This window comes from Pseudarthrobacter sp. TE9888 (assembly GCF_056279345.1).
On the sequence record NZ_JBWBRD010000002.1, the window covers coordinates 2,137,501 to 2,163,615 of the forward strand.

At 67.9% G+C, this 26,115-nt stretch carries 20 protein-coding genes and 2 tRNA genes; 6 read left to right on the top strand and 16 right to left on the bottom strand.

Translation table 11 applies throughout. From position 1 onward, the window contains the following. Positions 1-57 precede the first annotated feature (57 nt). Entirely contained in the window at positions 58-1,569 is a 1,512-nt protein-coding gene (locus tag ACZ9J7_RS10665) for a sensor histidine kinase (protein ID WP_476209248.1), read from the bottom strand. After that, positions 1,547-2,287, bottom strand: coding sequence for a response regulator transcription factor (locus tag ACZ9J7_RS10670; protein ID WP_476209250.1), 741 nt, complete (start codon positions 2,285-2,287; stop codon positions 1,547-1,549). The genes ACZ9J7_RS10665 and ACZ9J7_RS10670 overlap by 23 nt, the downstream gene beginning before the upstream one ends. 134 nt (positions 2,288-2,421) lie before the next feature. Between ACZ9J7_RS10670 and ACZ9J7_RS10675 the strand changes: the two genes are divergently transcribed. The 3 genes from ACZ9J7_RS10675 (at position 2,422) to ACZ9J7_RS10685 (ending at position 5,691) form a co-directional block, all read left to right on the top strand. Further along, positions 2,422-3,507, top strand: a complete 1,086-nt coding sequence (locus ACZ9J7_RS10675; RefSeq protein ID WP_476209251.1) for a hypothetical protein — start codon at positions 2,422-2,424, stop codon at positions 3,505-3,507. A gap of 558 nt (positions 3,508-4,065) precedes the next feature. After that, positions 4,066-4,932 carry a winged helix-turn-helix domain-containing protein gene (locus ACZ9J7_RS10680; RefSeq protein WP_476209252.1) on the top strand — a complete coding sequence of 289 codons (867 nt, stop codon included), beginning with the start codon at positions 4,066-4,068 and terminating at the stop codon, positions 4,930-4,932. Between the two features lie 231 nt (positions 4,933-5,163). After that, on the top strand, positions 5,164-5,691 hold the full coding sequence (locus tag ACZ9J7_RS10685) for a SixA phosphatase family protein (protein ID WP_457948233.1): 528 nt from the start codon (positions 5,164-5,166) through the stop codon (positions 5,689-5,691). Here ACZ9J7_RS10685 and ACZ9J7_RS10690 read toward each other — a convergent pair. Then, entirely contained in the window at positions 5,669-6,598 is a 930-nt protein-coding gene (locus tag ACZ9J7_RS10690) for a LysR family transcriptional regulator (RefSeq protein WP_476209254.1), read from the bottom strand. The genes ACZ9J7_RS10685 and ACZ9J7_RS10690 overlap by 23 nt on opposite strands. A gap of 72 nt (positions 6,599-6,670) precedes the next feature. Here ACZ9J7_RS10690 and ACZ9J7_RS10695 point away from each other — a divergent pair, with 72 nt between their 5' ends. Next, a complete protein-coding gene (locus ACZ9J7_RS10695; protein ID WP_476209256.1) occupies positions 6,671-7,675 on the top strand; it encodes an EamA family transporter in 1,005 nt (334 codons plus the stop codon). Positions 7,676-8,234: 559 nt separating this feature from the next. On the opposite strand, the gene ACZ9J7_RS10700 is transcribed toward ACZ9J7_RS10695, so the two are convergent. The 5 genes from ACZ9J7_RS10700 to ACZ9J7_RS10720 form a co-directional block, all read right to left on the bottom strand. Next, positions 8,235-8,882 (bottom strand): TetR/AcrR family transcriptional regulator, encoded by a 648-nt coding sequence (locus ACZ9J7_RS10700; RefSeq protein WP_476209257.1) that lies wholly within the window; start codon positions 8,880-8,882, stop codon positions 8,235-8,237. Then, positions 8,879-10,915, bottom strand: coding sequence for a YhgE/Pip family protein (locus ACZ9J7_RS10705; RefSeq protein WP_476209258.1), 2,037 nt, complete (start codon positions 10,913-10,915; stop codon positions 8,879-8,881). The genes ACZ9J7_RS10700 and ACZ9J7_RS10705 overlap by 4 nt, the downstream gene beginning before the upstream one ends. After that, the gene (locus ACZ9J7_RS10710) at positions 10,912-11,640 is read right to left on the bottom strand and encodes an ABC transporter ATP-binding protein (protein WP_476209260.1); all 729 of its coding nucleotides are present in this window, start codon (positions 11,638-11,640) and stop codon (positions 10,912-10,914) included. Before ACZ9J7_RS10710 ends, ACZ9J7_RS10705 begins: the two co-directional genes overlap by 4 nt. A gap of 67 nt (positions 11,641-11,707) precedes the next feature. After that, entirely contained in the window at positions 11,708-13,162 is a 1,455-nt protein-coding gene (locus ACZ9J7_RS10715) for a dihydrolipoyl dehydrogenase family protein (protein WP_476209262.1), read from the bottom strand. A gap of 76 nt (positions 13,163-13,238) precedes the next feature. After that, positions 13,239-13,315, bottom strand: a tRNA-Arg gene (locus tag ACZ9J7_RS10720). A 276-nt stretch (positions 13,316-13,591) separates the two neighbouring features. Between ACZ9J7_RS10720 and ACZ9J7_RS10725 the strand changes: the two genes are divergently transcribed. After that, the gene (locus ACZ9J7_RS10725) at positions 13,592-15,424 is read left to right on the top strand and encodes a phosphoenolpyruvate carboxykinase (GTP) (protein WP_476209264.1); all 1,833 of its coding nucleotides are present in this window, start codon (positions 13,592-13,594) and stop codon (positions 15,422-15,424) included. A gap of 86 nt (positions 15,425-15,510) precedes the next feature. On the opposite strand, the gene ACZ9J7_RS10730 is transcribed toward ACZ9J7_RS10725, so the two are convergent. The 4 genes from ACZ9J7_RS10730 to ACZ9J7_RS10745 form a co-directional block, all read right to left on the bottom strand. Continuing rightward, positions 15,511-16,671: a globin domain-containing protein gene (locus ACZ9J7_RS10730; protein WP_110545019.1), complete on the bottom strand. Its 1,161-nt coding sequence runs from the start codon at positions 16,669-16,671 to the stop codon at positions 15,511-15,513. 140 nt (positions 16,672-16,811) lie between these two features. Continuing rightward, positions 16,812-17,261: an RrF2 family transcriptional regulator gene (locus ACZ9J7_RS10735; protein WP_476209266.1), complete on the bottom strand. Its 450-nt coding sequence runs from the start codon at positions 17,259-17,261 to the stop codon at positions 16,812-16,814. Between the two features lie 15 nt (positions 17,262-17,276). After that, entirely contained in the window at positions 17,277-17,774 is a 498-nt protein-coding gene (locus tag ACZ9J7_RS10740) for a hypothetical protein (protein ID WP_476209267.1), read from the bottom strand. A gap of 6 nt (positions 17,775-17,780) precedes the next feature. Next, the gene (locus ACZ9J7_RS10745) at positions 17,781-19,199 is read right to left on the bottom strand and encodes a phosphomannomutase/phosphoglucomutase (protein WP_476209269.1); all 1,419 of its coding nucleotides are present in this window, start codon (positions 19,197-19,199) and stop codon (positions 17,781-17,783) included. A gap of 151 nt (positions 19,200-19,350) precedes the next feature. On the opposite strand from ACZ9J7_RS10745, the gene ACZ9J7_RS10750 reads away from it, so the two are divergent. Continuing rightward, the gene (locus ACZ9J7_RS10750) at positions 19,351-21,555 is read left to right on the top strand and encodes a RecQ family ATP-dependent DNA helicase (RefSeq protein ID WP_476209271.1); all 2,205 of its coding nucleotides are present in this window, start codon (positions 19,351-19,353) and stop codon (positions 21,553-21,555) included. On the opposite strand, the gene ACZ9J7_RS10755 is transcribed toward ACZ9J7_RS10750, so the two are convergent. From ACZ9J7_RS10755 to ACZ9J7_RS10770, 4 genes are all read right to left on the bottom strand, one after another. Further along, the gene (locus ACZ9J7_RS10755; protein ID WP_476209273.1) at positions 21,458-22,960 is read right to left on the bottom strand and encodes an MFS transporter; all 1,503 of its coding nucleotides are present in this window, start codon (positions 22,958-22,960) and stop codon (positions 21,458-21,460) included. The genes ACZ9J7_RS10750 and ACZ9J7_RS10755 overlap by 98 nt on opposite strands. Before the next feature lie 117 nt (positions 22,961-23,077). Next, positions 23,078-23,166 (bottom strand) — tRNA-Ser (locus tag ACZ9J7_RS10760). Positions 23,167-23,272: 106 nt separating this feature from the next. Continuing rightward, positions 23,273-23,824, bottom strand: coding sequence for an N-acetyltransferase family protein (locus ACZ9J7_RS10765; protein WP_476209275.1), 552 nt, complete (start codon positions 23,822-23,824; stop codon positions 23,273-23,275). After that, complete coding sequence (locus tag ACZ9J7_RS10770; protein WP_476209276.1) at positions 23,803-26,061, bottom strand: prolyl oligopeptidase family serine peptidase; 2,259 nt, start codon at positions 26,059-26,061, stop codon at positions 23,803-23,805. The genes ACZ9J7_RS10765 and ACZ9J7_RS10770 overlap by 22 nt, the downstream gene beginning before the upstream one ends. Positions 26,062-26,115: the final 54 nt, after the last annotated feature.

Sequence of the window (26,115 nt, forward strand, 5' to 3'; positions counted from 1 at the left end):
GGGCTTTAGGCGCAACCTGTGACGTGCCTGTGTAAGTCAGGGCAGGGCGGAAGCCGGTCAGGATGCGGCGGAGCCGGTGGCCGGAAGGCGGACCGCGAACTCGGTCCTGCCCGGCCGGGATACCAGTTCCACGGTGCCGCCGTGGGCCATGACGATGGATTCGACAATGGACAGGCCCAGGCCGGAGGAACCTTCGGAGCCGGACCGGGCGGCGTCCGCACGGGTGAAGCGCGAGAAGATGCTGCCCTGGAACTCGGCCGGTATGCCGGGCCCGTCATCGGTGACCGTGACCACCACGCTTCCGTCGGCCGAGCGCATCACGCCGGTGGTCACGGTGGTCCCGGCCGGCGTGTGCTTCCGGGCGTTGGAGAGCAGGTTCGCCAGCACCTGGTGGAGCTGCGTGGTGTCCCCGCGGACAGTGACGGGTTCGTCGGGCAACTGCAGCTTCCAGGTGTGGTCCGGGGCCATGACCTTTTCGTCGCTGACGGTTTCGACCACCAGCTGGGTCAGGTCCACGTCCGTGGCTTCGGTGGCCTTGCCCTCATCCAGCCGGGCCAGCAGCAGCAGGTCCTCCACCAGCGCGGTCATGCGCTCCGACTGGCTTTGCACCCGTCCCAGCGACTTCTGGCCGTCCTCGGTCAGGGGCTCGGTCATGCGCATCAGTTCGGTGTAGCCGCGGATGGCAGTCAGCGGAGTGCGAAGTTCGTGGGAGGCGTCGGCCACGAACTGGCGCACCTTCATCTCGCTGCGCTGCCGGGCTTCCAGCGCACTGGAGACGTTGTCCAGCATCAGGTTAAGGGCATGGCCCACGCTGCCCACCTCGGTGGTGGGGTGCGCCGCGGAGGCCGGCACGCGCACCGCCAGGGCTACCTCACCGGCGTCGAGCGGCAGCTTGGAAACCTTGGTGGCGACGTCGGAGAGCTGCTCCAGCGGCCGCATGGTCCGCCGGATCAACGCCGTGCCGGCCAGGCCGATCAGGACCAGGCCGCCGAGCGAAACCAGCACCATTGTCAGGACCAGTGACGCCTCGGTGCTCTGTTTCGTTGCCAGCGGCAGGCCGGTGATCACTACATCGCCGTAAGGGGTTGCGGTGGCCATGAGACGGTAGTCGCCGTTGGAGAGCTCGCGGTTGACCGGCACGCCGTTGTGGGGGAGGGCCTGCAGTGTGGCCACGTCACGGGAGTTCAGCGCGGTGCGGGTGGCATCCGAGGAGAGGAAGCCCGCTTCCCGGCTGATCTGCCCGTTCACCACCCGGGCGTTGAGCGTGCCTACGCTCTGCCCGCGCGCGTCCAGGGGGTCGGGGCGGCCGGAAGGGTTGCCTTCCGGTGGACGCCCGCGGGAGGCCAGCATCAGCTGCGCATCGAGCTGGTTGGTGAGGACGACATCCATCGAGGCGTAGCTGACCACCCCGATGGCGCCGGAGATGGCCACCAGGAGGGCCATGGACAGCAGGATCAGCCGGGTACGGAGGTGCCAGGTGGCGGGATTGAACCAGGACCGGCCGGCGGGCCGGGGGACACCGGAAAGAGACACGCGTTTCCTTCGGCTAGTCTGCGGGCTTGATGACATAGCCCGCGCCGCGCACGGTGTGGATCATCGGCGGGTGGCTCGCTTCGATCTTCTTGCGCAGGTAGGAGATGTACAGTTCCACAATGTTGGCCTGGCCGCCGAAATCGTAATCCCACACATGGTCCAGGATCTGGGCTTTGCTGACCACGCGCTTCGGGTTTTCCATCAGGTAGCGGAGGAGCTCGAACTGGGTTGCCGTCAACTGGATATCGTCCCCGGCGCGGGTTACTTCCCGGGTGTCCACGTTGAGGACAAGATCGCCCACCACCAGCTCGGCGGTGTCCATCGCGGCCACCCCGGAACGCTGTACCAGCCGGTGCAGGCGGAGCAGGACCTCTTCCATGCTGAAGGGTTTGGTGACGTAGTCGTCCCCGCCGGCGGCCAGCCCCACGATGCGGTCCTGGACATCGTCCTTGGCCGTCAGGAACAGCGCCGGCACCTCCGGCGCGAAGGCGCGGATCCTGCCCAGCAGCTCCACGCCGTCGAACCCCGGCAGCATCACATCAAGCACCAGCACGTCCGGGTGGAAGTCCTTGGCTAGCTTGACGGCCGTGGGTCCGTCACCGGCCACGGCCACCGACCAGCCGGCCATGCGCAGGCCCATGCTCATCAGTTCCGACAGGCTGGGCTCGTCATCGACCACCAGGGCGCGGATGGGGGAACCGTCCGGATGGGTGAGCTGGGGAAGGTTGTTGGTCATGGGGTGCGGGGATGCCATGGGACAACTCTCCGATCTGTCGGTTTGCCGATGCTTTGCCAATGCTGTGTTCCGGCTGTGAGCTCCAGCCTAGCCACCTGTGGCCCGGGTGGGGTGGCGCCTTCCCGCGCGGCCCGGCCAGGTCACAGGCAGGCGTGGCTCGCAGCACAGCCCCCGCACAGCTAAGCGGCAGAGCCTGTTGGGACAACAGCATCACCAACAGCTACGAGCTCCTGGAGGAAGCCATGGATCAGCAGGACAACGCCTACCCGGGTGCAACTGGCGGAAACGGCCAGGGCCGCCCCGCCGGTGACGGCCGGGAGCAGAAGGACAAGCCGGCGCCCGTGTGGGAAGGCTCGGCGGATGGCGCCGGCCGCGGGGGCGGGGCCCGTGAATGGGCAACCCCGGGCCAATATGCCGCGCAGGAACCGGCGGACAGGGACCAGTCGCAGTGGGACAGGGCCCCGCAGGGCCAGCCTGCCCACGGTTGGGGCGCCCCCGCCCCAGGTGCGGCTTCGCCCGGCTGGGGTACGACGGCGGCAGCGGGCCAGGTGCCCGGCCCCGGCACGGGGTGGGGCGCACCGCAGCAGTACGCACCCGGAACGCCGGGCCGGGCCGGCAAGGGGAACTGGACTGCGAAGAAGGGTGCCCTCGTGGGCGGCATCGCCGTGGTTGTGGCCGCCGCAGCCGGTGCCGGCGCCTATGCTGCCGGGAACGGAACGGCTGCGGCGAACAACGCCCAGGGAATGGGCGCCGCGGGGCAGTTCGGTCCGGGCAGCCAGGGCGGCATGACAGGTCCGAATGGGCAAACCGGCGTTGGCGGCAGCGGCATGGCCGGTGGCATGGGAATGGACGGTGGACCGGGCGGGCTGGGCATGGGATCCGCCGGGCTCAACGCGGCCGTCCATTCCGAATATGTCGTCCTTGAAGGCTCCAGCTACGTCACCATGGCTGGCCAGGCCGGCACAGTGACCGAGATTTCGGGAACGTCCATGACCGTGAAGAGCGAGGACGGGTTTTCCCGTACCTACACCGTGGGCTCCGACGTCCAGGTGACCCAGGGAATGCGGCAGCGGGGTGGCAGTTCCACCGGCAGTACGCTCGGCCTCTCCAGTGTGACCGCAGGGGCCAGCGTGCGCGTGACGGCCCTCAAGGAGTCGGACACGTACACGGCAGAGACCATCCAGCTGGTCACGTCCACCACCGCTGCGACCCCCAATTCCGGAACGAGCAGCAACTGACGGCGGCATTAAACACCGGCGTACCGTCCTGCCTTCGGAGCCGCGCACCCGTTCGCGGGCAGAAAACCGGACGAAGGCGGGACGCTGGCTGGACATGCTTAAGGCGATTCCACGTCAAACGGTTGAATTTCGGACGTATTCGGTAAAACTAAAGTTAGCCGAATTTTATTCTGGAAAAACTGGGAAGGGTGGGTGTTGCCGGGATAACCGTTCAAATTCCTCCCCCCTTCCGAAATAGTGACATGCAGCACAATTTCGCGTTTCGTCTCACAATGCGGACTATCCGGTCCATTGTTACTTGCAAGTTGGCATTGTTACGCGGCACACTTCCAATGTGAACAAGAACTCAACAGCACCTGCAGCCGCAGAATATTGGCCCAGCACATCCGCTGCTGCCGACATGCGCTGTTGTCGAATGCACGCCTGACCTTCCCACCCACCGAAGTTCTTAGGCATTCGCCCCCAAGCCCAGCGTCGGGCGCCCCTCCCCGGTCCGCGTGACGGGGAAGCCAGCATTCGAGCCGCGGAGACGGCCATTTCACATTGAGGTAAGCATTCATGTCAGTTGCATCCGGATACGTCCACATCTCTGTCCGTAACGCCGCCAAGGCAGGCCAGGCCGCCGGCCTCCGTCCCGGCTTCGGCCCGCGCCCCTCGCTTGCTCCATCCACTTCCGGAAGCAGCTTCCCGGCCCAGGGCTTCGCCCCGCAGGGATACAACCCGAACTCCTACGGCCAGCTCCGCGCTGTGCACCCGGCCGAGTCCGCTCCCATTACCGCCCCCACCCCTGTGGTGCCCGGCGCAAACCAGGTCCGTCCGGTAGCCAACGACAACGTGGCCCGCGGGTTCGTCCTGTACATGGGTATCGACGAGGAAACCGCGGCAGCAGCCGGCACCTCCATCGCCAAGCTTGCCCAGGAAATCCGCGCCTACGCCCAGTCCCTGGTCTCCGGCGCTGAGAGCTACGCAGCCGTGGCGGTGGCCCCCGCCGGCACCCCCGGTTCCGCGCTCGACGTCGTCCGTTCAACCTTTGGCGACCCGACGGTCAACTCCCGCCAGCGCACCGAAACCCCCCGCCCCGCCCAGGCGCAGGAACCGCGTCCCTCCGGCGTGCTTATCGACCTCGCCCGCCGCGAAGTGCACCTGGACGGCGAATCCCTGAACCTGACGTTCAAGGAGTTTGAGCTCCTCAACTACCTCGTCGAAAACGGCACCCGCACCGTGGGCCGGGACGAGCTCCTCGAGGGGCTGTGGCGCAACGCCGAAGAAGTGCCCAACGAGCGCACCATCGACGTCCACATCCGCCGCCTCCGCTCCAAGCTTGGCCGCCTTGCCAACACGGTCCGCACCGTCCGCGGCCAGGGCTACCGGTTCTACGAGCACCCGGAGGTTGTTGTCTGGGCCGCTCCGGAGTACTCGATCTAACTCTTCACCTTCGCCCTAAAGGCGGCATATCCCTCGGCGCCTGCGCTCGTGCCTCCGCGGCTGCTTGGTCCGGGCGTCACTGTGGGCATGCTTTTGAGCTCTGCTTGAGTGGTGAAGCCTAAGCCCCGGCCATGGATGTTCCCGGGCGAGGCTGAAAGCGTGCTCTCCGTGACGGTGTTTTCGCTGCCGGGTCCTGCTTCGCGTGCTTTTGGCTGGCGCTAGGCTTGGGCCATGAGTTCGCACCATGTTCGACGCCTTGTGATCATGCGCCATGCCAAGGCTGACTGGCCCGGCGGAGTGGCCGACCACGAGCGGCCTTTGGAGGAGCGCGGACACCGGGAGGCGCCGCTGGCCGGGCGCTGGCTGCTCAAGCACAACATCGTGCCGGACTTCATTTTGTGCTCGAGTGCCCTGCGTACCCGGCAAACGTGCACCTGGGTCTGCGCCGAACTCGGCGACAAGGCGCCCACGCCAAAACTCGAAGACGGCCTGTACGCGGCATCGGCCCTGCGGATGCTGGCGGTGGTCAACCATGTTCCGGACACCGTGACCACGCTGATGCTCATTGCGCACCTGCCCGGTGTGCAGGACCTGGCCATGCACCTGGCCTCACGGGATTCCGACCATGATGCCTACATGGACGCCGCCACCCGGTTCCCCACCAATGCGCTCACCGTCCTGGAGACAGAGAAGCCCTGGGCGGAACTGGATGGCCAGGACGCCCGGATTACCAGGTTCAAGGTTCCCCGGGCCCATTAGCGGCAACTCCGCTGCCGGCAATCTCGCGCAGCAGTGCCGCGACGTGCCTGATGCCCGGGCTGGCCGTCATGGTCCTGCGGTGGACAAGCCCCACCTGGCGGGCCTGGACCGGGTTCACCACCTGGACAGCCACCACATCCGGGGGGAGCGCCGGCCGGCCAAGGCGGGGTACCAGGGCAACAGCCACTCCCTGCTCCACCAAAGCGATATGCGTGGCGAAATCGGGGTCGTAGATCCCAATGTCCGGGACACGCCCCAGGTCGGCAAAGATCCGCAGGAGGGCCTCATTGCAGATGGCCCCGTCCGGTGTGCTGATCCAGCGCTCGTCCACCAGCTCCGCAGGTTCCACCACGGATTGTTTCGCGAGCGGGTGGCTGCGGTGCACCAGGACATCCGCCACGTCCTCGCAGAGCCATTCAAGCGCCAGGTGCTCCGGGATCACCAGCGGTACCGAGTTCCAGTTGTGCACCAGGCCCAGGTCCGCCTCGCCGTTGGCAACCCGCGCCACGGCTTCGCGCGGATCCTCCGCCAGCACGGAAATCTCGAGCCCAGCCTCCGACTGCCCGGTCCGCGCCAGCAGCGGGCCCACCAGCCCCCTGACGGCAGTGGAAAAGGAAACGACGCGGAGGCTGCCGCTGGGCCTGGCCGGATCCGCCAGCAGTGTTGACTCAAGTTCCTCGAGCTCGGCCAGGATGCGCCGGCCATAGGCGGCCAGGGCCAGCCCGCGCTCAGTCAGCAGGACCCCGCGGCCGCGGCGTTCCAGGACGGCGAACCCGCCCTCCTTCTCCAGTTTCTTCACCTGCTGGGATACGGCCGACGGGCTGAAGCCCATCGCCTCCGCGGCGGCAATAACGGTGCCGTGCTGCTCGATGGCGGCGAGGGCGCGCAGGGACCCGATGTCGATCATGAAGCAAAGGTACATGATTACGTGCTGAATCAGGCGCTGGTGCTTCATCCGGGCCTCTGCCAGAGTGGGAGGGTGAACCTGCGCGATTCCCTCCTTGCCGTCGTCGTTGCCCTGCTGTGGGGCCTGAACTTCGTGGCCATCGACATCGGGCTGCACGCGGGTGGCCAGGAGTTCCCGCCGCTGCTGTTCGTGGCCCTGCGCTTCGTCCTGGTGGTTGTCCCGTGGATCTTCTTTGTACGGAAGCCGGAGGTCTCCTGGAAAGCCATCATCGGGGTCGGGCTTTTCATGAGCGCGGGCCAGTTCGGCCTTCTCTACCTTGCCATGGCGCTGGGCATGCCCGCGGGCCTGGCATCGCTGGTCCTGCAGGCGCAGGTGCTGCTGACCGTCCTGCTCGCTGCGGCCTTCCTGGGAGAGCTGCCCAGCGGGCGCCAGTTGGCGGGGGTGGCGCTCGGCGTGGCCGGGCTCGCCGTCGTGGCCGCGGGACGCAGTGCCGTGGCACCGCTGCTCCCGCTGGTCATTGTCCTGGCGGCCGCGCTCTCCTGGGCGGCCGGGAACGTCATCGCCCGGAAAGCCAAAGCAGCCTCAGGCCTTGGGCTGGTGGTGTGGTCAGGCGCCGTGGTGCCGCTTCCGCTGGCAGCGCTTTCAGTGCTGGTGGACGGCCCCGGCACCGTCTGGCAGTCTCTGGCCAACCTTCAGGCGCCCACCATGCTCAGTGCCCTGTACACCGCTGTTTTCGCCTCGCTGGTGGGCTATGGAATCTGGAACCGGCTCCTGGCCGCCCACCCATCGTCGGCGGTTGTTCCGTTCACCCTGCTCGTCCCGGTGGTGGGCATGAGCGCTGCGTGGCTGGTCCTCGCGGAGGTTCCCTCGCCGACGGAACTGGCAGGCGGAATGCTCCTCCTGGGCGGCGTGGCGACGGCGGTGCTCACCGGTCCAGCCAGGCAGCGTCAGCGGCGGGGGACGGAGCCGCTGCCGGACCTGGGCGCCGGCCTCACCGCGGGGGGAGCGGACGACGGCGGACGCTTGGCCGGAGTGGACACCCCGCGGGCGGGGGACCGGGGTGCTGACGTCCGCTGAGCGGGTGATCCCTGGGCGCCGGCTCCTGGGCCGCCCGTCCGGGATGCTGCAGCCCGGGGGCTGCGCGCCGTCGTCACGCCGGTCCGCTGTGAGGGGCCGCGCCGGGAGGAAGGACGCTGTGCAGCCGGTCGTGATGCCGGCCTGCGGACCGTCGCCGTACGCCGCCTTCCCGGCCACAATGCGCCCAGGAAGAGGACTCCGAAGGTGGCCACCAAGGCGCAGGCGGCCCCAAAGAAGTAGTTGTCGGGATCATCCGTGGGCAGCGGGGTGCCCAAAAAGGAGGGCTGGCCGTCGAACGCCAGCTCCCAGGTGCTGAGGAACGCCAGGGAAAAGCCGAGGGCCAGGGCGGTACCGGCGCCGGCGGCCAGCAGCGCCGCGTGCCGCCGCCGGACCAGGACCTCGGCGACTGCTGCCAGGTACGCCAGCCCCAGGACACCCGCGAACGCAACGAACACCGGCTCGGCGAGGGTCATCGCCGTGAGCACCAGCAGCCCCGCAGCAACGATGCCGCAGATCACCGCGAACTTTCCGCTCTTCCCCGTATGGCGCATGTGCTCCATCATCCCCGAGGAGCTGGCCCCTTCAGGACGTAGCCGCGCATGATCGCCATGATTGCTGCAACGCTTTGGTCACGGGTGCGCTCGGGGTTGTACGTCTGCCGGTCAAGGCCCACCACGAAGCATGCGCCAAAGATGGCCGTTTCCAGGCTGCCCCTGGACACGGAATCGTCCACGGGGTACGCCTCGGCCACCTTTTCCACAGCCTGGCCGATGACGTCCAGGAGCTCTCCGCGCAGCACGGAGAACGTGCCCTGCCATTCGCTGGGTATCCGCCAGTTTTCGCTGACCCAGAGGCGCGCGAAGGAGGGGTACTCCGCCATGAAGTCCATGGCCTGGCCGATCATCGCCTCCATGGCCAGCAGCGGGTCCCGCCCCGTGGTTCCGGCGTCGGCGGCCTCAAGCAGCCGCGCCTTGAGGATGTCCACGCCGTGCCGCAGGAGCTGCGCGATCAGTTCTGACTTGCTGCCGAAGTTGTAGTAGACGGTGCCCTTGGAAACCCCGGCCGCTGCCGCGATTTCATCCACGGTGACGCTGGCCGCCCCGCGCTCGCCGATCAGTTCCATGGAGGCGTCGAAGAGCTTCTGGCGGGTGGCGTTGGTCCGGGCGGGCCGCAGCCCCTTGCCGGCGGGCGTCAGTTCAGTGGTCATACCGCGATCTCCGGCTTCAGGGTCTTGAGCGTCCAGTACTTGTTCTTCCGCACCGCAAGGGTGGACAAGGCCGCGCCCAGCAAAGTGTAGCCCAGCAGTCCCACGAAAGTGGGAGCAATCATGGACAGGTCCCCGCCGTAGATCAAATGCCGCATTCCGGTCACCACATACCCCATGGGCAGCACCTGGTGCACCACATGCAGCGGCTCCGGCGTGGTCTGCCACGGGAACGTGCCGCCGGAAGACACCAGCTGCAGGACCAGCAGGATGAGCACCACCAGCTTGCCGGGGGAGCCCAGCAGCGCCACGATGCCCTGGATGAGCGCGCTGAATGCCATGGCAGCGGCCAGCATCAGCAGCCACATCAGGACCGGATGGGAGGGATTGAGCCCCAGCGCGACGTCCGCCACCAGGGTCAACAGCGATGCCTGCACCACCGAGACCACGAAGAAGGGCAGCCAGCCGCCCAGGGCGATCTTCCACGACGGCGCATTCGATGCCAGCGCCCGCTGCGTGATGGGGCGCATGGCCTGGACCAGCATGAAGATTCCGATCCACATGGCCAGCGTGAGGAAGAACGGCGCCAGCCCGGCTCCGTAGGATCCGGCCTTGGCCTGCGAGACGTTGCTGACGGCCACAGGATCTGACATCACCTGGGACAGGTTGCTCTTCTGCGCGTCGTCAGGGTTGGGGACCTGCCCTGCCCCCTTGCCGATCTCGTCGGAAAGGGTACGGGAACCGGTGGCGGCCTGGCCGGCGCCGTCCGCCAGCTGGGCGGCCCCGGCGTCGACCTTCCGGGCTCCGTCGGCAAGGCCGGCAGTCCCGTCGACGGCGGACTGCTCACCGGCTGCCAGCGCTGCGGCACCCGTGTGCAGCTGGTCAGCCCCTGCCGAGGCCTGCGAGATGGCGTCCTTGAGTGCCGGCATCCCGGCCGCCAGCTGGGCGGCGCCGACGCTGACCGCTGCGGAGCCGTCGGCCAGCTGCTGGACCTGGGCCGCATCGGCCTGGACCTTGCCCTTGGCGGCCGCCACCGGGCTGGAGGTGCTGGCGGCGTCGAAATCCGCCAGAACTTTGTCCGCCTGCTCCTGGGTCAGGACGCCCGACGCGACCAGCCTGCCGTTGGATTCGACTACGCGGTTGCGCAGGCCCTGGTCCGCCGCCTCCAGCTGGGCGGCCATGTCCTGGACCTTGGCGTTGAGCTGGGCGTTTCCGGCGGCAACCTGGGCGGCTCCGGAAGCGAGGGTCTGGGTATCGGTGGGCAGCGTGGCGGTCTTGTCCTTGAGGACCGACAGGCCGCTGCTGAGCCGCCCGGCGCCGTCGGTCAGCTGGTTGGCGCCGTCGCGCAGCTTCAGCTGGCCGGTGTACAGCTGGTCCGCGCCGCTGCTCAGGGCTGAGGTCCCCTCGTGGAGGGTGACCGTACCGTCCCTGAGCGTAGCCACGCCGTCGGCGAGCTTTGACGCCCCGTCCGCCGCCTGGACCATCTTGGAGTGGATGGTGCCGAAGCCGGTGAGCAGCTGGTTGGCGGTTTCCTCGCCCACTTCCTTGGCCACCGTGGTGTGCACGGCAGTGGTCAGCTTGTCCACGATGGTGCTCAGGAGGTAGTTGTTGGCATCGTTCGTGGTCACGTTCAGCATGGCCTGGCTGGCCGAGTCGAAGCTGCCGGGGGAGACCAGGTTGGCGGAGAAGTCCTTGGGGATCTTCAGCGCGAACGCGTACTGGCCGCTGCTGACGCCGGCATCGGCTTCCGCGGAGCTTTCCACCGGGACCCAGTGGAAGACGTTGCCCTCCACCAGGCTGTCCGCCACCTTGGTCCCGGCTTCGAGCCGCGTGCCGTCGGCATTGGTGGCGCCGGAGTCCTCCACCACCAGGGCGGCATCCAGGTTGTTCAGGTGGCCGTAGGGGTCCCAGTTCGCGTACAGGTAGACCGCGCCGTAGAGCAGCGGGACCATGGTCAGCGCCAGGATGGTCAGCTTGGGCAGCAGCCCGCCGGTCATGCGCTTCAGTTCGGAGCGGGCCAGCCGCAGGACAGTCACTTGGCAACCTCGGTTTCGGGTTCGGTTTCCTGGTCTTCGGCGGCGGCCCCGGCCCCGGCCTCGGCGGAGTGCTTGCCGGCGGCGGTCCCCGGTTCGGGTTCGGGGGCCGCGTTGCCGATGGCGGCCACCGGTCCATCCCATGAGGAGGGGACGGCACTGACTGCCGCTACGACGGCGAGTGGCCGGCCGGCGTCGTACGCCAGCTCCCGGAGGCGTGGCAGCCACGTGAGGTCGTCGGCGCTGTGACGGTCCGGTGAGTCAACCACCAGCAGGTCCGTGCGGGGGTTGGCCAGGGCCAGTGCGCTGAGCAGTTCAAGCCGGCGCTCCGGGTCCAGCTGCTCCGTCCACAGGCCGGCGATGTCCTCGAAGCGGTTGACCTTGAGCCACGGCCCGCTGAGCAACGCACCGCGGTACCGGCGGGGCACCAGGGCGAGGTCCTCGGTCACCAGGTCCCGCACGCTGAGGTGTTCCTCGGGTTCGTTGACGCCGGGGGAGTCCACCAGGGCCGCGGACAGCCGGAGGTGCTTGGTCCGGGCATTGCCGTCCCAGCTGAGCTGCCCGTCCGTTGCCTTCATCCGGCCGCTGAGCAGGAGGGACAACGCCGTGCGCTGGTCCTGCCGGTCCCCGGCGACGAGCAGCAGTTCGCCACGCGCCACCGTCACCGATGTGGGGGGAAGCAGCGGATCCCGGCGCCCTTTGGCCTGGAGCTGATGTGCAGAGAGCAACGATCGCCTTTCGCAGAAGAAGTCTGTATCAAGGCTAACCGAACTGACTGGTCAGTTCAAATAGAACTTAGAGGCCGTACTTCTCCAAAAGTCGGAGCCATACCTCGCTGATGGTGGGGTAGGAGGGGACTGCATGCCAGAGCCGGTCCAGCGGCACCTCGCCCACCACGGCGACGGTTGCCGCGTGCAGCAGCTCGGCTACGTCGGGGCCGGCGAACGTTGCGCCAAGCAGGACCTTGCGGTCCTCGTCGACCACCAGCTGTGCCCACCCTTCGTAGTTCTCCGAGTGCAGGGAGGAGCCGGCAACCTCAATGGGCAGCTCCACGGACGAGGCGTTGTATCCGTCCTTCCTGGCCGCCTTCAGCGTGCGTCCCACGCTGGCCAGCTCGGGGTCCGTGAAGACGACGCTGGGCACCGCGTGCTGGTTGGCCGTCTGGGCGTAGCGCGTCCAGTCGCCGGGCGTTCCGTCCAGCGCGCCCTTTGCCCGCGCGGCAATGGCGTCGCCGGTGGCGCGCGCCTCGTACTTGCCCTGGTGGGTGAAGAGGTTCTTGCCGGCGGCGTCCCCCACTGCGTAGAGCCACTGTTCATTCCCGGGCGTCTCCCGGACCAGGCCCGAGGCATCGGTGGACAGGGACAGGTGGCCGGATTCATCAGCCTCGAAACCGACGCTTTCCAGGCCCAGGCCCTCCAGTGCCGGGTGGCGGCCGGTGGAGACCAGGACCTTCTCCGAGGTGACAGTGGTTCCGTCCCCAAGGTTTACGGTGAGGGTGCCGTCGTCGTTGGCGCTGATCCGGTCCGTGGCGGTGTGCAGCCGGAGTTCGACGCCGTCCGCCCTCAGTCCCGCAGCGACCAGCGCCGAGGCTTCGTCCGGGAAAGTGCCCAGCAATCCGCTGCGGGCCACCAGGGTGACGCTTGAACCAAGGCGGGCGAAAGCCTGGGCCAGTTCGGCGCCGGCAACTCCGCCGCCCAATACCGTCAGCCGCTCCGGGACCTCGCTGGCCGACGTTGCTTCACGCGTTCCCCATACCTGGACGTCCTCCAGGCCCTCGATGGGCGGCGTATTGGGAGTGGAGCCCGTGGCAAGAACCACGGCATGCCGCGCACGCAGCAAGTGCTGCGTGCCGTCCAGGCCGGCCACCTCGACGGCCTTGGGCCCGGTCAGCCAGGCATGGCCGCGCACCAATTCGATGCCCGTGTCCTTAACCCAGGAAACCTGGCTGTCATCCTGCCAGTTGGAGGTGAAGTAGTTGCGGCGCTCCAGGACGGCGGCGGCGTCCAGGGTGCGGGTGACCGCCTCCTTGGCCCCGGGGGTGGTCTGCGCCCCATGGAGCGCTGTACCGGGCCGAAGGAGTGCCTTCGATGGCATGCACGCCCAGTAAGAGCATTCCCCGCCCACCAGTTCCGCCTCGACGAGCACGGCCGTCAGGCCGCCCCGGACCACGCGGTCGGCCACGTTTTCCCCTACGGCGCCAGCGCCGATAACAACAACATCAAATTCGCGCCCAGCGGCCTCGGGATCCATGACCAAAGCCTAGCCGGGGACAGGTGTCCTGGCAGCACAAAAAAAGTCCGCACCGGCGAACCGGTGCGGACCTTGTTGGTGCGCCCAAAGGGATTCGAACCCCTGACCTTCTGTTCCGTAGACAGACGCTCTATCCAGCTGAGCTATGGGCGCATTCCGTGTCCCGGGAGGAGAACCGCTCTCCCCGAACCTCGAATTACTTTACGCGAGGCGAAGCCCGATGCCAAATCGAAGCGCCTGTAATCTGTGCGACTAGACCGGTCTAGGTGACCTTCATCACTTAATTGGCGTTTCTGCGGCAATAATTCCTTGATTTCCCGCGGAATTCAGATTTGGTGACCGGAGATGTCAGTCAAGCTCCCCAAAAACTCCACTGGTCCGGACCATAGCATTTAGGACACACCGATGAACCCGAGGAAGGGAACTGCAATGGGCGATCTGGCGCAGAAGCCGCTGCTTGAGAAAGCACCCACCACACATGCCGGCCTGCTGGCATGGGTCGAAGAGGTTGCTGAGCTTACGCAGCCGGACCGCATCTACTGGGTCGACGGCTCCGAAGAGGAAAACACCCGCCTCACGGACGAGCTCGTTGCTGCCGGCACCCTGACCAGGCTCAACCCAGACCTGTTCCCGAACTCCTTCGCGGCGTTCTCGGATCCCGCTGATGTTGCCCGCGTCGAGGAGCAGACCTTCATCTGCTCCGAGAACAAGCGCGACGCCGGCTTCACCAACAACTGGATGGAACCGCGGGAGATGAAGGACAAGCTGCGCGGCCTGTTCGCCGGCTCCATGCGCGGACGCACCATGTACGTCATCCCGTTCGTCATGGGCCACCTCGACGCCGAGGACCCCAAGTTCGGCGTCGAAATCACCGACAGCGCCTACGTTGTTGCCTCCATGCGCATCATGGCCAACATCGGTACCGCGGTGCTGGACAAGATCACCGAGACCAACGCCTTCTTCGTGCCTGCGCTGCACTCACTCGGCGCCCCCCTGGAGCCCGGCCAGGACGACGTCCCGTGGCCCTGCAACCCGGACAAGTGGATCGTCCACTTCCCCGAAGAGCGCTCCATCTGGTCCTTCGGCTCCGGCTACGGCGGCAACGCCCTGCTGGGCAAGAAGTGCTACGCGCTGCGCATCGCCTCGGTGATGGCCCGCGACGAGGGCTGGCTGGCCGAGCACATGCTCATCCTCAAGCTGACCTCGCCGGAAAAGAAGAACTACTACGTTTCCGCCGCCTTCCCCTCCGCCTGCGGCAAGACCAACCTTGCGCTGCTGGATCCCACCATCGAAGGCTGGAAAGTGGAGACCCTGGGCGATGACATCACCTGGATGCGGATCGGCAAGGAAGGCGAACTCCGCGCCACCAACCCGGAAGCAGGCCTCTTCGGCGTCGCCCCCGGCACTGGCTGGGGCACCAACCCCAACGCCATGCGCGCCATCGCCAAGGGCCACAGCATCTTCACCAACGTGGCATTGACCGACGACGGCGGCGTCTGGTGGGAGGGCATGACGGACGAGGTTCCGGCGCACCTGACCGACTGGGAAGGCAACTCCTGGACGCCGGACTCGGACAAGCCCGCTGCGCACCCGAACTCCCGGTTCTGCACCCCGATCTCGCAGGTGGACATGCTGGCTGAGGAGTACTACAGCCCCGAAGGCGTGGAGCTCTCAGCCATCCTCTTCGGCGGACGCCGCAAGACCACCGTTCCGCTGGTCACCCAGGCCCGCAGCTGGACCAACGGCATCTTCATGGGCTCCACCCTTTCCTCCGAGACCACGGCCGCGGCCGCCGGCCAGGTGGGCGTGCTCCGCCGCGATCCCATGGCCATGCTGCCGTTCATCGGCTACGACGCCGGCGACTACCTGAAGCACTGGATCAGCGTCTCCGGCAAGGCCAACCCGGAACGCCTGCCCCACATCTTCCTGGTGAACTGGTTCCGCCGCACCGCTGACGGCGGCTTCGCCTGGCCCGGCTTCGGCGACAACGCCCGCGTCCTCAAGTGGGCCATCGAGCGCATCGAGGGCAAGGCCGACGCCGTCGAGACCCCCATCGGATACGTCCCCGCCGGGCACGCACTGGATGTCACCGGCCTGGACCTGACCCACGCCCACGTTGAAGACGCTGTCCGCGTCGACCGCGAAGAGTGGGATGCGGAGCTCGCCTCCATCGAGGAGTGGTACGCCAAGTTCGGCGACTCCCTGCCGGATGCCCTGCGCGCCGAGCTCGATTCCCTGAAGGCCCGGATGGCCAAGCACTAGCAGCCGCCCCACCTTCCATACGACGACGGCCCCGCACCTTTTCCGAAAGGTGCGGGGCCGTCGTCGTTCCCGAAGGGCGCCGGAAATCAGCTGGCGAGCCAGATGTCCGGTCCGAAGACCTCGTAGTGGATCCGGGTCGCGGGGATGCCGGCGTTGATAGCCTCGTTCCGGATGTTCTTCATGAACGGCAGCGGGCCGCAGAGGTACAGCGAAGCATCGGCGGGGAGGTCCACCTCGCGCAGGGACATGAAGCCTTCCTTGGCGCCGCTGACCGGCTTCTCCAGCCAGAGCTGCAGTTCGGCGCCGTCCAGGCGTTCGACGTCGTCCGTCATCTGGCTGCGCAGGGCCCAGCTGTCCAGGGTGCTTTCGGCATGGAGCACCAGGACCTGGCGGTCGGAGCCGGACTCGGCAAGGGAGCGCAGGATGGAGGCGGTGGGGGTGCAACCGATGCCTGCGGACGCGAGCACCACGGGGCCATCGCCCTCCTTGAGGGTGATCTCGCCGTAAGGGTTGGAAATTTCGACGACGTCGCCCACCTGCACGGTGTTGTGCAGCACGGGGGAGACCTCGCCGCCGTCGTCCAGCTTGGTGGTAAAGGTACGGCTGGTGCCCGCGTCGCCGGAGAGGGAGTACTGGCGCACCTGGCGCAGGCCGTCCGCAACGGCCACCTTGACGCTGACGTACTGGCCCGGAAGGGCAGGGGTGACGGGGGTGTCGTCCGCGGGCTCCAGGGTGAAGGTCATGGACCCGGTTCCCGCCGGCGTCTTGGCCGCAACCCGCCAGGGCGTCCACATTTTGTCATTGGCCTGGGCGGCGTAGAGCCCCTTCTCAAGCTTGATCAGGGCGTCTGCCATGAGCCAGTACACCTCGGTCCAGGCTTCGGCGATCTCAGGGGTGATGACCTCGGCGAGGTCCTCGGCGATGGCCGCGAAGAGGTGTTCGTAGACCACTTTGTACTGCGGCTCGGTGATGCCGAGGGAAGCGTGCCGGTGGGCGATGCGGGAGAGGACGGTTTCCGGCAGGGTGCCGGGGTTGTTCACCAGGTGGGTGGCGAAGGCGGCGATGCTGCCGGCGAGGGCCTGCTGCTGGTTGCCGGAGCGCTGGTTGGAGCGGCTGAACAAGCCATCCATCAGTTCGGGGTGCGCCGCGAAAAGTCGGGCATAGAAGTTGGGGGTGATGGATCCGATCCGGGAGCCGACCAGCGGCAGGGTGGCCTCAATGACGGGGCGGGACTTGTCCGAGAGCATCTGTACTCCTGAGGTTATGGCCGGGGCCTTCGTCCGGCCGGATGAAAACTCATATTTGAAATGCGAGTATTTCTGCCTCAGTTCTACACCTTGTAGAAGTTTGAAATCAAACTGATAGCCGGCGTCCGGATAGGCGCTGCCTAAAGCCCGGGCCGGAGGCCAATCATCTGGAAAACCGGAGCCATTTGCCGGGCCTGGGGGAGTTCCCCGATCACCACCGAATCAAGCTCGGCGTAAAAAGCTTCCCGGGCACGGGCCAGGGCGCCGCGAAGCCTGCATTCATTGATCAGGGGGCAGTTCCCGCCCGGGGACACGCAGTCCGCGGGATCGGTGCGGGTATCAAGCTGCCGCAGGATCTGCCCCACGGTGGCGATGCGGCCGGCATGGCTGAGCCGTGATCCGCCGGACCGGCCCCGGACCACTTCGATCAGGCCCATGCTCCGCAGCCTGGCCATGGCCTTGCTGACGTGGTTGTAGGGCGTCCCCACCGAGTCGGCGATGCTCTGGGTGGTGAGCAGCGTGCCGTCGGGAACGGCTGCGAGCACCATGAGGGCGCGCAGGCTGACGTCGGCGAAGGCATTGATCTTCATTGCTGCGGGTCCGGTCTAGTCCACCCAGATCGTGGGCTCGCTGGCATCCGCGCCGAGCTCGCTGAATTCCCAGGTCTGGGTGGTTGCGTTGGCGGCGTAGGGCAGCACGGCTGCGAAGAGGGAACCGTCCCGGTGCTCGGCGGCCACGTGGATGGCGTCCGTGTCCTCCTCCACCAGCATGATGTCGCAGACCACCGCGGCGGCGCGGAAATCGTCGCGGTTCTGGCGGAGGAGGGCCTGCAGGTCGCGGATCATGGCGTCGGCGTCGAACTCCCCGTCACTGTCCTCTCCTCCATCCGCCGGGGACACGGCAACCAGCCGCACCTCGCCGTCGTTCTGGACGGTCAGTGCGAAGGGCAGGAAACCGCCGTTGCGCTGGAGCTGCTCCTGGGCCGCGCTGACGCCCGTGCCCAGGAGGTTCTCGAGGTCTGTTGCCGTGGCTTCGGAGACGGAATCACGCCAGCTCTCCTGCCCGCTGTGCCCCTCCGCTGCCGGCCCGGTTTGGTGCGTCATCCGGCGCTAGGCCCGCACCAGGGCCAGGACGCGGTCGCGGACGCGTTCCATGGTGGCCCGGTCCGTGGCCTCGGCGTTGAGCCGCAGGAACGGTTCGGTGTTGGACGGGCGAAGGTTGAACCAGTAGCTGCCGTCATTGGCCGTGAAGGTGCTGCCGTCCAGGTTGTCGATGGTGAGGTCCTCGTCCGCGAACGCCTGCCGCACGCGCTCCACGGCTGCGGGCTTGTCCGCCACCTCCGAGTTGATCTCGCCCGAGCTGACATAGGGCTCGTATTCGCGGGCCAGGTCGGAGAGCGGGCCGTCCTGTTCACCCAGGGCCGCCAGGACGTGCATGGCGGCCAGCATGCCGGTGTCAGCGTTCCAGAAGTCGCGGAAGTAGAAGTGCGCGGAGTGTTCGCCGCCGAACACGGCGCCTTCCTTGGCCATGACTGCCTTGATGAAGGAGTGGCCCACGCGCGTGCGGACAGCGCGGCCGCCGTCGTGCTCCACCAGTTCGGCGACGGCGCGGGAGGTGAGCAGGTTGTGGATGATGGTGGGCTTTTCCTCGCCCTGGGCCTTGGCGCGCGCAATCTCGCGGCGCGCCACCATCCCGGTAATGGCCGACGGCGACACGGCCTCGCCCTTTTCGTCGATGACGAAGCAGCGGTCGGCATCGCCGTCGAAGGCCAGCCCGATGTCCGCGCCGTGCTCGATCACTGCGGCCTGCAGGTCGCGGAGGTTTTCCGGCTCCAGCGGGTTTGCCGGGTGGTTGGGGAACGAACCGTCCAGTTCGAAGTACAGCGGAACGATGTCGAACGGCAGTTTGGGCAGCAGCGCGTCACCCAGCACGGCAGGGGTGGTCAGGCCGGCCATGCCGTTGCCGGCGTCCACCACCACCTTAAGCGGGCGCGAACCCGAGAGGTCAACGAGCTTGCGGAGGTACTCGGAGTAGTCCTTCAGGACGTCGCGGACGCTGATCAGGCCCTTGGTGCCGGCAGCGGGAATGGACCTGGAGTTGAGGTACTGCTCCGCCAGGGCCTGGATGTCCTTCAGCCCGGTCTCGGAGGAGATGGGCACGGCGCCTGCCTTGGCCATCTTGATGCCGTTGTATTCGGCGGGGTTGTGGCTGGCGGTGAAGGTGGCGCCGGCGCGGTCAAGGAAACCGCAGGCGAAGTACAGCTCATCGGTGGAGATCAGGTCCAGCAGCTCCACGTTGGCGCCGCGGGCAGCCGCTCCGTTGGCGAACGCCTTGGTGAACTCCGGGGACGACGGGCGCATGTCCCCGCCCACCACGATGGTCTGGCCCTCCAGCTGCAGGACATCCACGAACGCGGCCCCCACGGCTTCGACGATTTCGGCGGTGATCGACTCGCCGACGATCCCACGGACGTCGTAGGCCTTGAAGGATGCCGAGAGATCAAATGTCGTTGTCTGTTCGCTAGTCACGGGCTTTATCTTACGTGTGCGGCGCAGGGGGCCGGCGGGTTCCGGGAGAACTTGCGTCACAGGGCCGGCCTTTCAATGTGCGTTGTGGCGCTTTCCACATAGCGGCGGGAGGGTTTAGGGGGCTGTCGGAGGGTGCTGGGATACTGAATCAATGGCCAATAACCAGTTCGCTTCCCCAGTTTCCGCTACCGCAGTTGAAGATACGGCCGGCCCCGGTACGCCGGGGACCGCCACGCACGCCGAAGCGCTGGAGGTCCTCCGCGGTCTGGTCGGGCACCCGGACGCGGTCTTCCACGACGGGCAGTTCGAAGCCATCGAGGCCTTGGTCGACGGCGGGCGGCGGGCCCTGGTGGTCCAGCGCACCGGCTGGGGGAAGTCTGCCGTGTACTTCGTGGCCTCGCTGCTGCTGCGCCGCCGGGGAGCCGGGCCCACGCTCATCGTCTCGCCCCTGCTGGCCCTGATGCGCGACCAGGTGGCGGCCGCAGCCCGTGCCGGGGTCCGCGCCGTCGCCATCAACTCCGCCAACCAGCTGGAGTGGGACGCTGTGCGCGGTCAGCTCGCTGCCGACGAAGTGGATGTCCTCCTGGTTTCGCCGGAGCGGCTTACCAACCCCGCGTTCAGGGAGACCCAGCTGCCCGAACTCCTCCGCCGGACCGGGCTGCTGGTCATCGACGAAGCCCACTGCATTTCCGACTGGGGCCACGATTTCCGCCCCGACTACCGCCGGATCGCCGACCTCATCAACCGCCTCCCGGACACGGTTCCGGTCCTGGCCACCACGGCCACGGCCAACTCACGGGTGGTGCATGACATCGAGGAGCAACTCGGTGCGGGCGTGCTGACCATCCGAGGCTCCCTCGGCAGGGACTCGCTGCGGCTGGGCGTCCTGTCGCTGCCCAATTCCAAGGAGCGGCTGGGATGGCTGCTGACCCACCTGGCAAACCTTCCCGGCAGCGGCATCATCTACACCCTGACCGTTTCCGCGGCCGAGGACACCGCCCGGCTCCTGTCCGAGGCGGGACACAACGTGCTGGCCTATACCGGGCGGACCGATCCGGCGGACCGGGAGCGGGCAGAGCAGCTCCTGAAGGACAACCAGGTCAAGGCGCTGGTGGCCACCTCCGCGCTCGGAATGGGCTTCGACAAGCCCGATCTTGGCTTCGTCGTCCACCTCGGCGCGCCGTCGTCGCCGGTGGCGTACTACCAGCAGGTGGGCCGCGCCGGCCGCGGCGCGGCGAACGCCGACGTCCTGCTGCTGCCCGGCTCCGAGGACCGGGAAATCTGGCAGTACTTCGCCACCGCGTCCATGCCGTCGGAGGAGAAGGCAGCGGCCGTGCTGACCGCCCTGGCCGAGGCAGGGGCCGCGCTGTCAACGGTTGCCCTGGAGGCCAGGGTGGACCTTCGCCGCACTCCGCTTGAGCTGCTGCTGAAGGTCCTGTCCGTGGACGGGGCGGTGGAACGGGTCGGCGGCGGCTGGCGCTCCACGGGCCAGCCCTGGGTCTATGACGCCGAGCGCTACAGCCGGATTGCGGAGGCACGGGTGGACGAACAGGACTCCATGGTTATCTACCAGGACACCGCCGGGTGCCGGATGGAGTACATCACGTCCGTCCTGGATGACGAGACAGCCCGCCCCTGCGGCCGGTGTGACAACTGCGCCGGCCAGTGGTTCCCCGCGGATGTGGCCGCCGACGCCACAGCGGCAGCCAGCCAGACACTGACCAGGGCGGGCGGTGTCCTGGAGCCTCGTCTTCAGTGGCCAAGCGGCATGGACCGTCTTGGGGTACCCGTGAAGGGGAAACTCAAACCGGGCGAGGGCCTCACGGAGGGGCGCGTCCTGGCCCGCCTGACGGACCTCGGCTGGGGCGGGGCACTGCGGGAGCTGTTCGCCGCCGGCGCGGAGGACCGGCCGGTGGACCCGGGCATGCTCCAGGCCTGCGTACAGGTACTGCGCGAGTGGGGGACCGGCGATGGCCGGAACCCCGGATGGAGCGGGGTGGGCAGGCCGGCCGCGATTGTGAACGTCCCATCCCGCGGCAAGCCGCAGCTCGTGGGCTCGCTGGCACGGGGCATCTCCGAGATCGGGCGCATCCCCTACCTCGGCGAGCTGCAGCTGGCGCACGGCGGTCCCACCGGCGGCCGCGGCGGCAACAGCGCCTACCGGCTGGCCGGCGTATGGGACCGGTTGGTGGTGGGCCCCGAACTCGAAGCCGCCCTGCAGGCCGTCCAAGGCCAGCCGGTAATGCTGATCGACGACCTCACGGACAGCCGGTGGACCCTAACCGTCGCGGGGCGCGCCCTTCGGCTGGCCGGGGCGGGAGCGGTGCTGCCCCTGGTCCTGGCCCAGGCCGGCTGACCGCTGCCCCGGCGTGCCGGGGGAGCAGGATGCTGTCCACGGTGCTTGCCAGCATCAGGACTGCCATCGCCAGGAACGCGCCGCGGAAAGGGCCGGCCGGATCCTGGGCCGCGGCGCCCAGTCCGTCAAAGGTCCGGATCAGCAGGGCTGCGATCGCAATGCCGGAACCCGTGCCAAGCTGCACCAGCGTGGCGGAAACGGTGTTGGCGGAAGTCAGCTGGGCCGGGGGAATGTCCGCGTACTGGACCGAGGCGTAGGCCGAAAACCCGATGGAGCGGAAGGCGCCGCTGCACACCAGCAGGGCGGCCATCAAAGCCACGGGCGTCTCCGGCGTCATCAGGGCGCAGAGGGCGAAGGTCACGGCTGAGGCCAAGGAGGCGAACACCAGCATCGCCTTGAAGCCGAACTTCCGGATCAACGGAGTGGTGGCCGGCTTGATCCCGATATTCCCGACGAAGACCGCTGCGACGAGGGCGCCGGCGTGCAGCGGCGACCAGCCGAAGCCGGCCTGGAACATCAGCGGCAGCAGGAACGGCACCGAGCTGATGGTGACCCGGTAGACGAAGCCTCCCGTGGCCATCGCCCGGAACGTCCGGGTGCGGAAGACCTGCAGGTTGAAGAGCGGATGGGGAGCCCTGCGCATCCACAGGACGGCCCCAATCAGTGCCGCGGCTCCAGCCGCGGCACTGATTCCGGCCCAAGGAAGTCCCGGGTGGCTGCTGGCGAGCTCCAGGCCGGTCACCAGGGCACCGACGCCAATCGTTGTCAGGAGCATTCCCGGCCAGTCCAGCCGCCGGCCCGGATCGCCCGGCGCCGTCGGAACCAGCCGAAGCGATGCCGCGAAGGCGGCCATGCCAAGCGGCAGGTTCACCAGGAAAATCCAGTGCCACGACAGGTAGGTGGTGAGCGCGCCGCCCACCAGCGGCGCGAGGACCGGAGCCAGGAGCCCGGGCCAAACCAGGAAAGCGGTGGCGCGCAGCAGCTCCGACTTCGGTGTGCCACGCAGCACCACCAGCGTTCCAACCGGGACCATCATGGCGCCCCCGGCACCCTGGGCAATGCGGCTCAGGGTCAGTGTGGCCAGGTCCTGGCTGAGTGCACAGGCCAGGGACGAGAGCGTGAACACCGCGATGGCTGTACAGAAGATCCGCCGGGCCCCAAAGCGTTCCGCGAGCCAGCCGCTGAGGGGAATGCCGATGGCCACCGTCAGCAGGTAGGCGGTCATGGTGATGTTGACGTCGGCGGCGGGGACGGCAAAGTCAGCTGAAATACTGGGAATGGCAGTGGTGAGCACCGTGCCGTCCAGGAATTCCATGAAGAACGCTGCCGCTACCAGGAGGGCGAGGCGCGGATTCCATCCCGTCCGGGCGCCGTCCTGGTGGTCTGGGTTGCTGGGTGCCGCCATGGGCCAATCCTCCCACCGCGGCGGCGCTGGGCGCCTGCGGTGTCCGTTGGCCGGACAGCGCGTTCCAGAAGCCACCGGCAACGCAAAAGGCCCCGGTCCAAGGACCGGGGCCAAACGCGGAGACGGGGGGATTTGAACCCCCGGTCGAGTTTAACCCCGACCCTTCATTAGCAGTGAAGTCCATTCGGCCGCTCTGGCACGTCTCCAGTTGCTATTACTAGCCCACCAAGGATACGCAGATCCGGCCATGCAGTGCAAAACGGTGCCGCGACGGGCTCCAGCCCGGGGAAGAGGGAAGGGGCCGGGCGGCGGTCAGTGCTGTGACGGGCGGACCATCCGGATCTCGGGCAGGTCCTCCCAGTCCGTCAGGACGTCCCTGGCACCGTCGGGTTCGAAGCCGAAATGGCGGTAGAACCCGATGGCCCGGCTGTTGCCGGCCGCGACCCAGAGGCTCGCCGCCCGGGAACCGATGGCCGCCTCCAGCAAAAGGGCGCCCAGCCCGCGGCCCTGGTGCGAGGCCAGCAGGTACAGCCCCCACAGCTCCAGGTCTCCGGAGGCCGGCGGCGGGTGCCCTTCCGGGGAACCGGGGGCAGGCAGCCGTCGGGAACCGGCAAACCCCACCACCGTGCCTCCGTCGCACGCCACCCACGCCTCGGCCGGGTCCGGGCGGTCCAGCAAATGCTGCCAGAGCCGCTGCCGGCCGGCCGGGTCCACGGCAGCGATGAAGGCATCGGACAGCATGCCCCGGTAGGTCTCCTGCCAGCAGCGGACGTGCACCCGGGCCAGTTGCTCGATGTCCGCGGCAGCGGCCCGCCGCACGGCCAACCCGGGTGCCATGGCGGTCAGCCCGCCAGCGCTTTCCACAGGAAGTGCTGGCTGCGCGCCTGCAGTGCAGCGGCCTGCCGGTTGTCGGAGGCGCCGGCGTGGCCACCTTCCAGGGCTTCGTGGAACCACACGTTGGGGATGCCCATGGCCAGCATCCGGGCTGCCATCTTCCTCGCCTGGACGGGGCCGACCCGGTCATCCGAGGTTGCCGTCCAGATGAACGTCTCCGGATACTCCACCGCGTCCCTGAGCAGGTGGTAGGGCGAGAAGGTCCTGATGTACTCCCACTGTTCGGGAACGTCCGGGTCCCCGTACTCGGCAATCCACGAGTGCCCGGCGGAGAGCTTGGTGTAGCGGCGCATGTCCAGCAGGGGCACCCCGCAGGAGACGGCCCGGAACAGTTCCGGGTACCGGGTGAGCATGTTCCCCACCAGGAGGCCGCCGTTGGAGCCGCCCACGCAGCCCAGCCGCCGCGGCGAGGTGACCCCGCGCGAGATCAGGTCGCGGGCCACGGCTGCGAAGTCCTCGTAGGCGCGGTGCCGGTTTTCCTTCAGCGCGGCCCGGTGCCAGGCCGGGCCGTACTCGCCGCCGCCGCGGATGTTCGCCACCACGTACACTCCGCCCCGCGAGTGGGGGGCCTTCCCGTCGCCTCCGTCCGAGAGCGTGGTGCGCCGCTCCAGCCATGCCCTGCCCACGGTGCCGCTGTAGGCGGGCGTCCGCGAAACCTCAAACCCGCCGTAGCCGGACAACTGGGTGGGGTTCTGCCCGTCCAAAGCCAGCCCGCGCGGCGCCACCTGGAAGTACGGAACGCGGGTGCCGTCGTCGGACACGGCGAAATGCTGCTCCACCTCATAGTCACCGTCGGCAAAGAACGACGGCGAGGTCTTGACCACAGCGTGCCGGCTCACCACGCCGGACGTCCCGGCGCTCCCGGATTCCGCGTTGCCGCGCTCCAGGGTGCCGCGCATCAGGGTGGTGGGAGTGGTGAAGCCGGTAGCGATGAGCCAGAAGTCATCACCGGCCCCGCCGTCGGCTGGTGCCTCGTCCTCGTCGTCCACGGCGTAGGCGTTAACGTCATGCAGCGGCGGGCAGGCGTCCAGGAGGGTGGCCGCCCACCCGCCGTCCCGGTTCCCGGAGGGCCTGGACGGGTCCAGCACCCGGATTTCGGAGGAGACGTCCTTGAGCAGGTTGAGCAGGAGGAAGTTCCCGGTCCAGCTCCAGGACTGCAGGGAGGTGTGGGCATCGGGGGTGAACAGGACGGTGAGGTCCCGGCGGCCGGCGAGGTAGTCCTCGAAGTTGGCGGCGAGCAGCGCGCCGGAAGGGTAGGTGGTGCCGTCCATGGCCCAGTCCTGCTGCGGGCGGAAGAGCAGCCAGTCCCGGTGGGCGCTGACGTTGACGTCGGTGGGCACGTCGATCTGCACCCAGCTTCCGTCCCGCTGCACGAAGTTGGTGCGGTTGAAGAAGTCGATGTAGTCCACGGCGAAGGTCCGCTCGAAGCCGGGCGTGGAGTCATGGGCGGCCATGGCCATCATGTGGTCTTCGGGCACCTCGAAGAGGCGTGGGGCCGCTGCCAGGGACTCCCCGCGCTTGAGCGTCACTGCCGTCCGGGCGTAGGAGGATGCTGTCTTGGGCAGCCCGTCAGCGGTGGAGGCAACCAGCAGGGTGCCGGCGTCGAGCCAGGACACGTTGCCTTTCGCCGTCGGGAGGTCAAATCCGCCACGGGCGGGGTCCACGAAGCCGCGCGCCTCGACGTCGAACTCGCGGTACCGGTTGGCGTCGCCACCATCGGGGGAGAGGGCAAGCAGCGCCAGGCGGTAGGGCTCCCCGGCCGCGGGCCGCAGGAACGTGGCGCCGTGGAACACCCACTCTTCGCCTTCGGCACGGGACAGCTCGTCAACATCCAGCAGGACATCCCACTCCGGGGAGTCGGTGCAGTAGCTCTCCCAGGTGGTCCGCCGCCACAGGCCTTTGGGGTTCTCCTGGTCGCGCCAGAAGTTGTAGTACCAGTCTCCGCGCTTGCCCACCATGGCGATCCGGTCCGTGGAGTCCAGGACCTCCAGGATGCCGGCCTCCAGTTCCGGGTAGCCGTCGCCCTCCAGCAGGTCCTCGGTTCGGGAGTTTTGCTCCTTGACCCAGGCCAGCTGCTCCTCGCCGTAGATGTCCTCCAGCCACACATTCTCGTCGACGGGTTCCGGCGCGGTTTCGAGGGAGTTGGTGCCGGTGGTGTCCCGGCCGGGGCCGGGAACGGACGCTTGATCAGCTGCTGTGGTGGTCATGCGCCCCATCCAAACAACATCCCCCATGGCTGGCAAGTCAAGCGTCCGGCGCAC